This window comes from Pseudomonas sp. R1-1 (assembly GCF_051132135.1).
Lineage (GTDB): Bacteria > Pseudomonadota > Gammaproteobacteria > Pseudomonadales > Pseudomonadaceae > Aquipseudomonas.
In genome coordinates, this window is sequence record NZ_CP071663.1 from 3,472,513 (window position 1) to 3,486,673 (window position 14,161).

Below are 14,161 nucleotides of genomic sequence, written 5' to 3' on the forward strand. Positions count from 1 at the left end.
AAATGATTGATTTACCCGCCTGCGATGCGCTGTGCGCATTGCCGCAGCCCTATTGCCAAAATTCAGTGCCCGCAGAACTTTTCGACCACGCCATGCGCGAGATCAGCCAGTTCCATTGCCAGCACACGCCGGGCTACGAACATTGGTTGAACGCCAACGGTCTTGATGTCCGCGACCTCGACTGCCTTGATGACTGGTCGCGACTGCCGCCCATTCTTGCCAACTTTTTCAAGCAACAATTGGTGCTCAGCCCCAGCGCAGAAAACGCGCTGGAGCTGACGTCGTCCGGCACCAGTGGCCAGAAAAGCCACATGCGCTATGACTTGCGCAGTCTGTCGCGCGCGCAGTTCATGGTCGAACGGATTTTCCATCACTACGCCTGGAATACCGCAGACACGCCCTGCAATTACCTGCTGCTCAGTTATGAACCGCACGGTGCCATTACGCTGGGCACGTCATTTACCGATCAATTTCTCTGCCGCTTCGCTCCCGTCAATCGAGTGGTCTACGCCTTGCGCAGCAACGGCGCAGGCCATCAGTTCGATCTGTTCGGAGTGATCGCGGCCCTGCAGGCATTCGCTGAAGAAGGCTTGCCCGTGCGGATTTTCGGCTTTCCGGCGTTTCTCTGGCAGGCCCTCGAGCATATGAAGGCCACCGGGGTGGCCGAGCTGAAACTGCCGGAGCAGTCACTGGTGTTTTTCGGCGGTGGCTGGAAAACCCGCGCCAGCGAGGAAATTCCCAAACAGCAACTGTACGCGCGCATCGCGGCGCAACTCGGCATCGCAACATCGCGCTGTCGAGACGGTTACGGCGCAGTCGAGCACGCGGTGCCTTACATCGAATGCGCGCATCACCATTTCCACGTGCCGGTTTACGCCAGGGTTTACGTGCGCAATCCACACGACTGGTCTGCGCAGCCTTACGGCCGGCAAGGCCTGCTGGGGTTCGTCTCTCCATACATCTCCTCAAGTCCGGCGCATGCGGTGGTGATGAGCGATCTGGCCACCTTGCACCCAGGATCAAGCTGCGGCTGCGGCCTGTCCAGCGACTGGTTCGAACTGCATGGCCGCGCGGGCACCACTGCAGGCCGAAGCTGCGCGATCGCGGCATCCGAACTACTGGGGAGACACTGATATGTACCTGATCAATGGACAACTCACCGCCGACTGCGACCTCGACAACGCCCTCATACTGCTGCAACAGAACTTGCCGCAACAGCTGCGCATCCCGCTTGACCACGCAACCGTCCTCGCCGCAGTGGCAAATTTCGCGCAGCGCTTGCAAGACTCCACCCCAGCGCTGCCTCTCGATGATGAGCAACGGCTGGCACTGATTGATTTCTGCCGGCCGCAAGCACTGCAACACAAGCTCGACCGAGAACTCGGCGAAGATTCGGAGTCGCTGCGCCGCATCGACTATCGGCAAACCCATTTCGAACGCTGGTACCCGTTGGGTCTGGTGGTGCATGTCACGCCGGCCAACGCGCCGCTGCTGGCCTGTTGCGCCATGATCGAAAGCCTGCTGGCCGGCAACGTCAACTGGCTGCGCCCGAGCAGCAGCGATCAGGGTCTGACGGCACAACTGCTGCACGCGCTGGTGCACAGCGACACCAGCGGACAGTTGCGTCATTACGTGGCGGTGCTACCGGTCGCCACGGCGCAGATCAGCCAGTTATGCCAATTGGCCAACGGCGTGTCGGCCTGGGGCGGCGAAACCGCGTTGCGCGCCATCCGTGAACAGTTGCCACCCGGTTGTCGCTGGATCGACTGGGGCCACCGCATCAGTTTTGCCTACCTGACGCCGGACGCCGCTACACCGCAGGCGCTGGAGGCGTTGGTCGATGAAGTCTGCCGACTTGACCAGCAAGCTTGCTCGAGCCCGCAATGGCTGCTGGTCGACAGTGATGACCCCGCCGTGCTGGAAGCCATCGGTGCGGCGCTCGCCGAAGCGTTCGAACGGCGCGCCGAACGGTGGCCGCCGCTGCTGCCGACGATTCAGGAAGCCAGTGAGATCAGCACCCAGGCGATGATGGCACGGCTGAGCCAGAGCTTTTCCGCGGTGAGCGGACGCGTATGGAGCGCGGCGGGATGGCGAGTGATCTGGTCCCATGATCAGTCGCTCGCGCCCTCGCCGCTGTTTCGCACATTGCGGCTCAACCCCCTGCCGCGTCATGCTTTGACTGAGCATTTATTGCCGTGGCGCAACGTCTTGCAGAGCTGCGCACTGATCTGCGGCGAGACGCAGATTGGCGAGTTGGCGCGCGAGTTGATCGCCGCAGGCGTCAGCCGGATTGCTCCGGTCGACAGTATTCATGACGGCTACGCAGGCGAACCCCACGACGGCGTGTACGCACTGCAACGCCTGAGTCGCCGGGTGTCGGTCAGCGTCACATCCACGCAGATCCCCGGCCGGATGAACCTCGACCCGGCCCCTCGCGCACTGGCCCTGACGGGCCTGCCGATCACCGATAAAAGCGCTTTCATCGCCGCCCCGCCGACCGCCACCGCACAACTGTTTTTCCGCTCCGGCGGCAGCAGTGGTACGCCGGCGCTGTCGGGCTTCAGTTACCGCGACTTTGAACTGCAAATGCGCGCAACGGCCGACGGTCTGTTTGCGGCGGGCCTCGATCCACAGCGCGACAAGGTAATGAATCTGTTTTTCACGGGTGGCCTTTACGGTGGTTTCTTCAGTTTCGCCAAAGTGCTGGAGCTGCTGGGCGCCCGTCACTTGCCCATGGGTGCGCCGGCGGACGATGACTACAGTGATATCGCGCAAGTGATCATCGAGCAAAACGTCACCGTACTGATCGGCATGCCCAGCACCGTGCATCGACTGTTTGTCAATGAAGAGCAGCGTCTGCGCGCTTATGGCGCGATCGAAAAAGTCTTTCTCGGCGGTGAACACGTCAGTGATCAGTGCCGTGAGCTAATGCAGGCCTGCGGTGTCAGCAACATTCGCTCGGCGGTGTACGGCAGCGTCGATGCCGGGCCCTTCGGGCATGCCTGCGCGGCGACCGGCGATGGCGTATTCCATCTGATGGACGTTATCCAGCAACTGGAAATCGTTGCGCTGGACGCCGACGTGCCGGTGATCGGCGATGAGGTCGGCCGCTTGCTGTTTACCTCCAAAGCACGCGAAGGACAGCTCGTGCAGCGTTATGACGTCGGCGATACCGGACGCTGGCTCGCCGGCGACTGCCCTTGCGGCCTGGGTTCGCCACGCTTCGAACTGCTCCAGCGGCACGGCCGCCTGTTGCGCATCGGCACCGATTTCATTTGCCTCGAAGAACTTGCCCGGCATCTGCAATCACCATTTCAACTGCACCTCGATCACGCCGCTGACGGCCTGGAGCGCCTGCTGGTTCGCAGCCCGCGGGACCCCGACGATGTCCATCAGCGACTGCAACACTACACGACGCTGGACCTGCTGCAGCGCAGCGGTCTGCTCACGCTGCAGGCGCAACGCTGCGCGCCCGAGCAATTTCAGCGCAATAACCACAGCGGCAAGACCCCGCTGCTGGTCGATGCTCGCCGTCAGTGAGCGTCAGGTCATCGCATGAATAATGAAAGGAATCTTTATGAACGCAGCACTAGAGCTCAACCAGTTGCTGAGCTTTGCCCGAAAGCACTCAGCGTATTACGCCAGGCTATGGCAAAACGTTGCAGCGCAGGACGCCGCACTCGACCAATTGCCAATCGTCGATCCACACGCGTATTGGCAACACAGCCAGACGCTCGACCACTGGCCGGTGCTGACCTCGCCAATCGAACGCGCGCTGGTATTCAAAACGGGAGGCTCCACCGGTGCCGGCAAGCTGTCGGTGTTTACCCGCGAAGAATGGCAGGCGCTGGTTCGCGACTTTGGCAGACAGCTTGGCCTGCAACTCAATCGGGGCGACCGGGTGGCAAACCTGTTCTTCGTCGGCGATCTGTATGCCAGTTTCATTTTTATCCATGATGCCTTGGCGCACGAAGACGCAGGCGTCATCGAATACCCCTTCACCGGCGATGTCGATCCTGCGGCCCTCGCTGACGCTGTCCGTCAGTACCGGATCAACGTGCTGGCCGGCGTTCCCGCGCAACTGTTGGCGTTTGCCGGCGAACTCGAGCGCCAGTCGTTGTGCCTCAGCGAGGTCGAAACGCTGCTGTATGGCGGCGAAAGCCTGTTCGCCGGGCAATTGCAAAGGTTGCGTCGGGTGTTTCCCAACGCACGCATTGCTTCGATCGGCTACGCCAGTGTCGACGCCGGTTTCATCGGCGCATCAAGCCGCGATTGCGCGCTGGGCGAACACCGCATGCTGGCAAACCATAGCGTCGTGGAAATCATCGATGAGCACACCGGCGAGGTCATCGACGAGTGCGGGCGGACCGGACGGCTGGTGATCACCAACCTCACCCGTCGGTTGATGCCGTTGATTCGTTATCCGGTCGGCGATCTTGCCTGCTGGCGGGAACCGGCCACGGTAGCGCGGCGCAAGTTTGCCCTGATGGGTCGCAGTGCCAGCAGCCGGCGCATCCGGGTGAGCAGTCTGACCTTGCTTACCGAAGACATTGAACGGATGGTTCAGCGCACCACCGGCAGCGAAGACTGGCAATTGATCATCAGCCAATCGGCGGGCGTCGACAGGCTCGGCTTCAAATGGCTGATGGATGCGCAAACGCCGGCAACTGCGCAATCCAGCGCGGCATTGCACAGCGACCTGATTGATCAGTATCCGCTGATCACGCAACTTGGCGCGCAACAATTGCTTGAAATAGAGGTGCTTGGTTGCAGCGCCGACCAATTCGCGCGCCATCCGCGCTCCGGCAAGCATCAACCAGTCGTTGACCTGCGCGTTTATGACACTACCCGCCCGGAGCAAAGCCCATGGACAACGTGACGTTACGCAGCTATCGCCGCTCCGACGCTGGCGCCGTCAGCCGACTGTTCCGCGAGATCTATGGCGATCACTACGTGCAGCCGCACGTGTACCTGCCGTTGATGATCAATCAGAATCACGGTGAAGGTCGTTGGCATTCGTTGCTGGCGCATGCGGAGAAAAAGCTCCTCGGACATGCCAGCTTGTGCCGAAACAGCGGATCGCATACGGCGGAACTGGCGTTGAGCGTGGTCCATCCGTCGACGCGCGGCCAGAACATCGCCACACAACTGGGTGTGCGCCTGTTGATTCATGCACAGGCGCTGGGCTGCCAGGGCGTGACCATCAAACAAGTGACACACCACCCGTACACACAACGCATGGCCGAGCGCCTGGGTTTTTGCAGTACCGGGTTGTTACTCGATTATGTGCCTTCGCCCTTCGGCGAGCCGCTGCCGGAGTCGATCGTGGTCGGCTTTACCGCCATCGATGGCTATCGTCGTCCGCTGCCGGTACTACCGTGGCCCGCCAGCTGCCGCGATTTCATGGAGCGCCTGTCCAGCGTCTACGGGACGCAGGACAAGGAACCTCCGTGGATCGGGCCGCCGTTGCATGTTGAGCACTGTTCCGGGCGTTACGACGTGACCTTGAAAAAACTCGATGCCAGCCTGTTGAAACAGCTACGCCAACTGCCGCGGCAATGGATGATTTCGATCAGACTCAGGCTCGCCAGCGGTTTTGCAAGCGCCACCGAGAGCCTGGCGGCGATGGGTTACATTTTCACCGGGATTGCCCCGAATGAACGCTGCGCGGGATGGCTGGCATTGTTTCATCGAGGCTACCGCGCGCGAACGCTGGAACTGCATTGCCCGCACATTCAGCTTCTGCATGACCAAGCCCAACTGCACATCGCCCCACGTACTGCCGAGGCGCCGCCAGCAATTTGAACAGACTTGGCCCGCGCGAGTACCGAGCGGGCCAGCGCAGGGTTTTTTTATGCCTTGGCTTTGACGCCTTGGTCGACCGGCTTGGCGACGTTGCCTTCGCCGTAAGTCTTGAGGTTTTGCAAAACGTAAATGGCTTTCTTGAATTCCGGAATCAGGTTTTTGCCGTAGGCGTTGCCATTCAGGCCGTTGGTCTGGATCGCATCGAGTTGGGTGGCGAAATATTCCAGTGCGTTGAATTTGGCATCGACGTCTTTGGTCACGCCGAAACGGTCAAACTTGTCGCCTGCGTTCATCAACGTAAAGGAAGTGATTTCCGAGATCAGCCCGCGGCTGCGCAGCATCTCGCTTAGATTGCCCATTTGCTTGACCGAAACATTGGCCGGATCGAAACCCTTGATTGCTTTGCGCAACCCCTGCTTGTCCATCTCGGCGGTATTGATCGCGTTGGGATCGTTGCCGACCAGGGTGAGCATCTGCTGCACCTTGACGCTCTGAGCCACCTGCTTTTTGGCACCGGTGTCTCGCACCATCACCCCTGCCTTGCTCTCCCAACCGCCGACAATACCGATTGTCATGAAATGTCTCCCTGCGAAATAGCCATGAAATGTCCGTTTTGAAGATGTTCAATGGGCGCGAGTATCGGCGGGCGAACTGATGGCACCAACCTTTTTCTGCACTTTTTTACAAATCTCGTACATTCACGATACAAAAGCCAAAATCCGCACAAGCCTTGGGCCAGAGCTGTCATCAGACTGACATGTCGGCATGGGTTTGACGCCTGCGCCTGGGCTGAATCGCGTCCATGTATCGGGCTTGTTACCGACCAGTCATCGGCGTCGCGATTATTGGCACGCGTGCACCTAAAGCTTCGCCCGAGAACGACGATACGCTTTCGATAGCCGCACCTTTGCATCCCCGCCCCCCAACAAGAAACGCTGCTCAAGGACCGGTCTCCATGCCCGCACTCCGCACCATTCAGGCTCGCTATACGCTGTTTCTGGTTCTGTTCATCCTGTTGCTGTCAGTGTTGACAGTGGTCGGCATCAGCCAACTGGTCGCCCCCAAACTGCGCGAAACCGAAGAACAGGTGGTGCTCAACCGCATCGCCGAAGTGGCCGAGCAGATTCAGGGCGAATTGAACAAGGTGCAGGCGCAACAGCGCAGCATCACCCAGACCATTCCATTGCTCGACAGCGCTGCCATCGATACCGTGCTGCCGGGACTCGTCGATCAGTACGGCGAGTTGAAGGTGTTTGGTGGCGGGATCTGGCCGCTGCCGGGCCAGCGTGAAGCCGGGCGCAACAAGTTCAGTACGTTCTGGCACCGCGACGCCTCGGGCAAGCTCGCCGTCAACACGTTCTGGAACAGCGACGCTGCCCCCAACTACTACGACCAGAGCTGGCACAAGGGCGGCATGGCCACACCCCGCGGCCAGTGCGCCTGGGCGGCGGCCTATAAAGACGATGCCAGCGCCGAGCCACGCACCAACTGCGCCATGGCGATTTACAAAAACGGCAGCGCCTGGGGCGTGTCGACCATTGACGTGACCCTGGGTTTTTTCAACGATCTGGTGGCGCGCAAGGAAAAAGACCTCAACGCCGAAATGCTCATTGTTGAAGCTGACGGCAAGATCATCAGTAACAGTTCGCGCATCAGCGGGCCGATCGTGCTGAAGAACATCAGCGAACTGGCCGCGACCTCGACCTTCGCCGCTCAGGTGAAAGCCGGCCTGCAGAACCGCGACCAGGCGCAGCGCAGCGAATTCGATAACAACGGTGAAGACAGCACCTTCTTCATGCGCCCGATCGAAGGTACGCCGTGGTTCCTCGCCACCGCCCTGCCGACGAAAATGCTCACTGCCCAGCGTGACGACGTGCTCAGCACCTTGAGCATGCTGCAGATTCCGCTGGTGATTCTGCTGGTGTTGTTGCAGGTCTATGCGATTCGCCAGTTGGTGCAGCGCATGAAAGCCTTGAAAGCCAACATCGACTTGCTCTCCAGCGGGGATGCCGACCTGACACGACGCATCACCATCCGCGCCGAAGACGAACTGGGTGCCATCGGTCATTCGGTCAACACGTTTATCGCCTACCTGCAAAACATGATCAGCGAAGTGACCCAGGCCACCGGCGCCATGGCCTCCAGCCTCGACGACCTGCAACGCACCTCGGCGCACACCGGGCAGATCCTGCTGCGCCATGCCTCGGAAACCGATCAGACCGTCACCGCCATCACCGAAATGAGTTCGACCGCCGAAAGCGTGGCACAGAATGCTGCCGAAACCGCGGCCTTCACTCAACGCGCCAACGAGAACGCCGACCGCTCGCGCGTGGTCGTCGGCGAAGCCACCAACAGCGTGGTTGCGCTGATCGATGAAGTGGCCAGTGCCACACATAAAGTCGAGAACATGCAGCAAGACGCTCAGCGCATCACCGAGATCCTCGGCGTCATCGGTGCTATCGCCGGGCAGACCAACCTGCTCGCGCTCAACGCCGCTATCGAGGCTGCACGCGCTGGCGAACAAGGCCGCGGTTTCGCGGTGGTTGCCGATGAAGTACGTGCCCTCGCCGCCCGCACCCAGGCGAGCACCTCGGAAATCAACGAAATGCTGACCCGTTTGACGCAAGGCGTGAGCTCGTCGGTCAGCGCCATGGAAAACACCCAGGCCAGCTGCCAGTCCGCCGCTGACGCCACCGCACGGGTCAACTCGGGGCTGGACGAAATGGCCGGCTCGGTCAGCCATATCAACAGTCTCAGCACCCAGATCGCCACGGCGGCCGAACAGCAAAGCGCGGTCACCGAAGAGATCAACCGCAGCATGGTGCAGATCCGGCACATGGTCGATGAGCTGGTGCAGAGCGGCCAGACCAGCGAACTCAACACCCGCCAGTTGCTGGAAGCCAACAGCCGGGTCAGCGCGATCATGGGGCGATTCAAGGTCCGCTGATCTTCCAGACCTGGGCGCTCATCTCACTTGAAACACGATCACCTGTAGGAGTGAGCCTGCTCGCGAAAGCGCAATGTCAGCAAACACACACGTTGCCTGACACACCGCCATCGCGAGCAGGCTCACTCCTACAGGGTTTTGCCTGTGTGTTTTGCAATAACCTGAAACACTGCGTTGATGCCAGACAGCAAAAACCGGTCAAAATGCGTTCTCCTCCGACCGCCACCCGAGCCGAGAACCCGTCATGCGAACCCACCTGCGTCTGCTCGCCCTGAGCGCCCTGTTCATTTCCTCCCTCGCCCAGGCCGCCGACCTGATTCCGATCGAAGTCCATCGCGACGCCAACTGCGGTTGCTGCAAAAAATGGATCAGCCACCTCGAAGCCAACGGCTTCAAGGTTGACGATCACGTCGAAAGCGACATGAGCAGCTTCAAGCAACAGCACGGCGTGCCGCCCCGTCTGGCCTCGTGCCACACCGCAATCATCAACGGCAAGTTCGTCGAAGGTCATGTCCCGGCTGAACAGGTTCTGGCCCTGAGCAAGCGCGACGACCTGCTCGGTGTGGCTGCACCGGGCATGCCGATGGGCTCGCCGGGCATGGAAATGGACGGCATGAGCGACGCCTGGCAAGTGATCGGCCTGCAAAAGGACGGCGCTGATGTCGTTGTGGCGGATTACCCGGCGCATTGATCGGCGCCGCTTACGCCGGGCTGTTCCTTGCTGCGTTCGGCGCCGCTACGCTGCTGCCCCTGCAATCGGAAGCGCTGCTGGTCGGCTTGATCGTCAGCGAGCATTACTGGCTGTGGGGACTGCTGGGCGTGGCGACGCTGGGCAATGTGCTGGGTTCGCTGGTCAACTGGTGGCTGGGGCGAGGGCTTGAACGCTTTCAGGACCGGCGCTGGTTTCCGGTCAGTCGACAACATATGGCCAAAGCTCAACAGCACTACCAGCGTTTCGGTCACTGGTCGCTGCTGTTCAGTTGGCTGCCGGTTATCGGTGATCCATTGACGCTGATCGCCGGGGTCATGCGCGAACCGCTCGGGCGCTTCCTGCTGATCGTGACCCTGGCCAAAGGTGCGCGTTACGGTGCGCTGGCCATGCTGACGCTGGGCTGGCTCGGTTGAACCATCGGGCGCGATCATTGCCTGTTTTTAACGTCGCCATAATCCGGCCGTTCGAGCATCGGCCCATTTCAAACGGAGTTTGACCTTATGCCTGTCTCGTTTTCCCGCTGGCTCCCCGGCCTGCTTCTGTGCGCCACTCTGCCCCTGTCCGTTCAGGCCGCCACGCCAGCCGCCGCCGAAGGCCCGGCCTACGGTCCCGAGCTGCAAGGCTTCGATTACCCTTACACACTCAAACACTTCGCCTTCGAATCCCAGGGCAAATCGCTGCAGATGGGTTACATGGACGTCGCCGCCAACGGCAAGGCCAATGGGCGCACCGTGGTGCTGATGCACGGCAAGAATTTCTGTGCGGCGACCTGGGACAGTTCGATCAAGGCGCTGAGCGAGGCCGGTTACCGGGTTATTGCGCCGGATCAGATCGGCTTCTGCACCTCCAGCAAACCCGATCACTACCAATACACCTTCCAGCAACTGGCAACCAACACGCAGCAGTTGCTCAAAGCGCTGGGTATCCAGAAAGCCACGCTGCTGGGTCACTCCACTGGCGGCATGCTCGCCACCCGTTATGCCTTGCAGTACCCCGAGCAGGTCGAACAACTGGCGATGGTCAATCCGATCGGCCTGGAAGACTGGAAAGCCCTCGGCGTGCCCTATCGCACCATTGATCAGTGGTATCAGCGCGAACTGAAAGTCAGCGCCCAGGGCATTCGCGACTATGAGCGCACTACCTATTACGACGGCCGCTGGAAACCGGAATTCGACCGTTGGGTCGACATGCTCGCCGGGCTGAGCAAAGGCCCGGGCAAGACTCAGGTCGCGTGGAACTCGGCGCTGATCTACGACATGATCTTCACCCAGCCGGTGTATTACGAGTTCAAGGACCTGAAAATGCCGACGCTGCTGCTGATCGGTACCTCCGACACCACCGCGATCGGCAAGGACATCGCACCGCCGGAAGTCAAAGCGAAGATCGGCCACTACGACGTACTCGGCAAGCAAGTCGCCAAACTGATCCCGCAATCGACACTGGTCGAATTCCCCGGCATGGGCCATGCACCGCAAATGGAAGAACCGGCGCAGTTCCACAAGGCCCTGCTCGGCTGGCTGAACACATCCAATCCCGTTCGTTGATGAGGTAAGGCTGATGGCGGTGCAGATTGCAGTGATCGATGACTGGCAGGACGTGGCCCGCGACGTGGTCGACTGGTCAGTCCTCGAGAACATCGGTGAAGTGACCTTCGTGCATGACTACCCGGCGGACAACGCCACCCTGGCCGAACGTCTGGGCCGCTATCAGGTCATCTGCGTGATGCGCGAGCGCACGCGTTTCGACGAGGACCTGCTCAAGCGCTTGCCGGCGCTCAAGCTGCTGGTCACCGGCGGCATGCGCAACGCAGCGCTCGATATGCAGGCGGCAGCGAAACTCGGGATCAAGGTCTGCGGCACCGACAGTTACAAGCACGCCGCGCCCGAGTTGACCTGGGCGCTGATCATGGCCGCCACGCGTAATCTGCCCAGCGAAGCCAACGCCTTGCGCAATGGCCAGTGGCAGCAAGGCCTGGGCGGCGATCTGCATGGCAAGACCCTGGGCATTCTCGGTCTGGGCAGCATCGGCCAGCGCGTGGCGCAGTTCGGTCAGGTGTTTGGCATGCGGGTGATCGCCTGGAGCGAAAACCTCACCGCCGAGCGCGCCGGACTGGTCGGCGTGACCTACGTCAGCAAGCAAGAGCTGTTCGAGCAGGCCGATGTGCTGTCGGTGCACCTGGTGCTCAGCGAACGCAGCCGCGGGCTGGTCGACGCGCAGGCGCTGGGCTGGATGAAACGGACTGCGTTGCTGGTCAACACCGCGCGCGGACCGATCGTCGACGAAGCGGCATTGATCAAGGCATTGCAGAAACGGCACATTGCCGGGGCAGCGCTGGATGTCTTCGACGAAGAGCCGCTGCCGGCGCTGCACCCGTTTCGCACACTCGATAACGTGCTGGCGACGCCGCATGTGGGTTATGTCAGTCGACAGAACTATGCACAGTTCTTTGCACAGATGATCGAGGATATTCAGGCCTGGGCTGCGGGGGAGCCGATTCGCCTGCTTAATTGAATCGGGCCGAAATGCGAGGGTGATCCAGCCATCGCCATCGCTAGCAGGGCTAGCTCCCACAGGACCGCGCCCGGCGCAAAATCTCCTGTGGGAGCTAGCCTGCTAGCGATGAGGCCCTTGCAGCCAACCGCCACTTCCGCACCACAACAGTGCAACCGCCCTCCTCGCTAGCACAAAATCGTGACCGCCCGGTCACCGTTTTGGCCCTCCGTCGCAAAAAAACCTGCCCTTCGTCGGTGCGTTTGCTCCGATCCAGCAATATTTTCTTACGCACAAACCGATTGTCGAACAATTTACCCGTTTGCTCTGGCCCGCTCTAGGATCTGGCCTAGACTCATTTTCGCAGGGTGAAACCGCCCGGTCACATCGCCGAAAAAAACTCGAAACTTTTGCAACCAGCGTCGGGTCATCAAGAAGACAGAGCCAAAACGACTGGTGCAATCCTTGCAATGGCTTCACCACCCATTCTGCTTGCGCGTGTTGGGTAGCGTTTGCTCACCGATGCGTGGCGCGTTTGCGCCCGGTCACAGGACGTGGCTCTGAACTTCGTTTGTACGAGACAAGAACAGATCAACACTACGGGAGATACATATGATCAGTGCGGCATTGGATATTCAGGGAGAGCGTGCTCACCAGGTGATTGGCGACTCGAGCACCGTCAGCGTTCCCGGCAGCCGATCGATCAACGTTCCCGGCACCAAGACGCTGACTCCGGTCGCGAGCAAGAACCCCAACAAGAAAAAAGTCCTGTTCGTCACCTCGGAAATCGCCGATCTGGTGAAGACCGGTGGCCTGGGCGACGTTTCCGCCGCACTGCCGCGCGCCATGGCACATCTTCACGATGTGCGCGTGCTGATTCCCGGTTATCCGCAGGTGATGCACAGCGAGAACCCGATTCACATCATCGGCGAACTCGGTGGCCACGCCGCGCTGCCACCGTGCAAGATCGGGCGCATGGACATGCCCGACGGTCTGGTGATCTACGTGTTGATCTGTCCCGAACTGTACGAACGTGAAGGTGGCCCTTATGGCGCCAACAACGGCCGCGACTGGCCGGACAACCATATCCGTTTCGCCCGCCTGGGGCTGGCCGCTGCCGATATCGCTGCCAACCTCGCACAGATTCACTGGTGCCCGGACCTCGTCCACGCCCACGACTGGCCAGCGGGCCTCGCCCCGGCCTACATGCACTGGCGCGGGCAGCGTACGCCGACGCTGTTCACCATTCACAACCTCGCCTACCAGGGCGTGACCAGCCTTGGTTCCTGCCCGGAACTGGGGATTCCCGCCCACGCCCTGCAGCAGGAAGGCATGGAATTCTACGGCAAGATGTCGTTCCTCAAGGCCGGCATGGCTTATTCCAGCCATATCACCACGGTCAGCGCCACGTACGCACAGGAAATCACCACCCCTGATTTCGGCTGCGGCCTCGACGGTTTCCTCGCCGCCAAGACCCAGCAAGGTCTGCTTAGCGGCATCCCCAACGGCATCGACGAGAGCTGGGATTCGGCCACCGACCCGCACCTGTTCGCGCCGTTCGCCATCGGCGACTGGGAAGGCAAAGCGGTCAACGCCGCGCATGTTCGCGAGCTGTTCGGCCTCAATGACTCCAGCGGCCCGCTGTTCGCCGTGGTCTCGCGTCTGGTCTATCAGAAAGGTCTGGACCTGACTGAAGCGGTCTCCGAATTCATCGTGCAGAACGGTGGCCAGATCGCAATCATCGGCCGTGGCGAGCCGGAAGAAGAACAGGCCATGCGTGAGCTGGCGCTGCGCTTCCCGGGGCAGATCGGCGTACGCATCGGCTTCAACGAGACTGACGCGCGGCGCATGTTCGCCGGCAGCGATTTCCTCTTGATGCCGTCGCGTTACGAGCCTTGCGGGCTGAGCCAGATGTACGCGCAGCGCTTCGGCTCGTTGCCGGTGGCGCGCAATACCGGCGGTCTGGCCGACACCATTGAAAACGGCGTGACCGGTTTCCTCTTCGATGAATCCACCGTCGATAGCTACAAGGAAGCCCTGAGCCGCGCGTTCAAGGTGTTCGCCTTCCCTGAACTGCTCAACGCCATGCGTTGCCGGGCAATGGCGGCGCCGTTCAACTGGAGCAAAGCGGTCGAACCGTACGCCGAGCTTTACGAAAAACTGGTGGCCAAGGCACTGGGTAAAGCCAGCCACAAATAATCAGGGAG

Annotated in this window: 10 protein-coding genes and 2 pseudogenes; 11 read left to right on the forward strand and 1 reads right to left on the reverse strand. The window is 60.8% G+C overall.

What is annotated here, in order from left to right; translation table 11 throughout:
• Nucleotides 1-2 precede the first annotated feature (2 nt).
• Genes J3P75_RS15630 through J3P75_RS15645 form a run of 4 tightly spaced genes read left to right on the forward strand, consistent with a single transcriptional unit; the run spans nt 3 to nt 5,805 of the window.
• A complete protein-coding gene (locus J3P75_RS15630; protein ID WP_434707328.1) occupies nt 3-1,133 on the forward strand; it encodes an acyl-protein synthase in 1,131 nt (376 codons plus the stop codon).
• 1 nt (nt 1,134) lies between these two features.
• Complete coding sequence (locus J3P75_RS15635; protein WP_434707329.1) at nt 1,135-3,540, forward strand: aldehyde dehydrogenase family protein; 2,406 nt, start codon at nt 1,135-1,137, stop codon at nt 3,538-3,540.
• Between the two features lie 37 nt (nt 3,541-3,577).
• Nucleotides 3,578-4,879, forward strand: coding sequence for a phenylacetate--CoA ligase family protein (locus J3P75_RS15640; protein ID WP_434707330.1), 1,302 nt, complete (start codon nt 3,578-3,580; stop codon nt 4,877-4,879).
• Nucleotides 4,867-5,805, forward strand: coding sequence for a GNAT family N-acetyltransferase (locus J3P75_RS15645; protein WP_434707331.1), 939 nt, complete (start codon nt 4,867-4,869; stop codon nt 5,803-5,805). The genes J3P75_RS15640 and J3P75_RS15645 overlap by 13 nt, the downstream gene beginning before the upstream one ends.
• Before the next feature lie 47 nt (nt 5,806-5,852).
• Here J3P75_RS15645 and J3P75_RS15650 read toward each other — a convergent pair whose 3' ends face one another.
• The gene (locus tag J3P75_RS15650; RefSeq protein WP_208937389.1) at nt 5,853-6,380 is read right to left on the reverse strand and encodes a hypothetical protein; all 528 of its coding nucleotides are present in this window, start codon (nt 6,378-6,380) and stop codon (nt 5,853-5,855) included.
• Nucleotides 6,381-6,760: 380 nt separating this feature from the next.
• Between J3P75_RS15650 and J3P75_RS15655 the strand changes: the two are divergent.
• From J3P75_RS15655 to glgA, 7 genes and pseudogenes are all read left to right on the forward strand, one after another.
• Nucleotides 6,761-7,843 (forward strand): annotated as a pseudogene (locus J3P75_RS15655) (cache domain-containing protein); the annotation flags it as partial.
• 381 nt (nt 7,844-8,224) lie between these two features.
• Nucleotides 8,225-8,752: pseudogene (locus J3P75_RS15660) on the forward strand (methyl-accepting chemotaxis protein); the annotation flags it as partial.
• A 244-nt stretch (nt 8,753-8,996) separates the two neighbouring features.
• On the forward strand, nt 8,997-9,443 hold the full coding sequence (locus tag J3P75_RS15665; RefSeq protein ID WP_434707332.1) for a DUF411 domain-containing protein: 447 nt from the start codon (nt 8,997-8,999) through the stop codon (nt 9,441-9,443).
• Entirely contained in the window at nt 9,443-9,877 is a 435-nt protein-coding gene (locus J3P75_RS15670; protein ID WP_434598398.1) for a YqaA family protein, read from the forward strand. Before J3P75_RS15665 ends, J3P75_RS15670 begins: the two co-directional genes overlap by 1 nt.
• 87 nt (nt 9,878-9,964) lie before the next feature.
• On the forward strand, nt 9,965-11,008 hold the full coding sequence (locus J3P75_RS15675) for an alpha/beta fold hydrolase (protein WP_434707333.1): 1,044 nt from the start codon (nt 9,965-9,967) through the stop codon (nt 11,006-11,008).
• 13 nt (nt 11,009-11,021) lie between these two features.
• Complete coding sequence (locus J3P75_RS15680) at nt 11,022-11,975, forward strand: D-2-hydroxyacid dehydrogenase family protein (protein WP_434707334.1); 954 nt, start codon at nt 11,022-11,024, stop codon at nt 11,973-11,975.
• Between the two features lie 591 nt (nt 11,976-12,566).
• Nucleotides 12,567-14,153 (forward strand): glycogen synthase GlgA, encoded by a 1,587-nt coding sequence (glgA, locus tag J3P75_RS15685; protein WP_434589257.1) that lies wholly within the window; start codon nt 12,567-12,569, stop codon nt 14,151-14,153.
• The last annotated feature ends 8 nt before the right edge of the window (nt 14,154-14,161 follow it).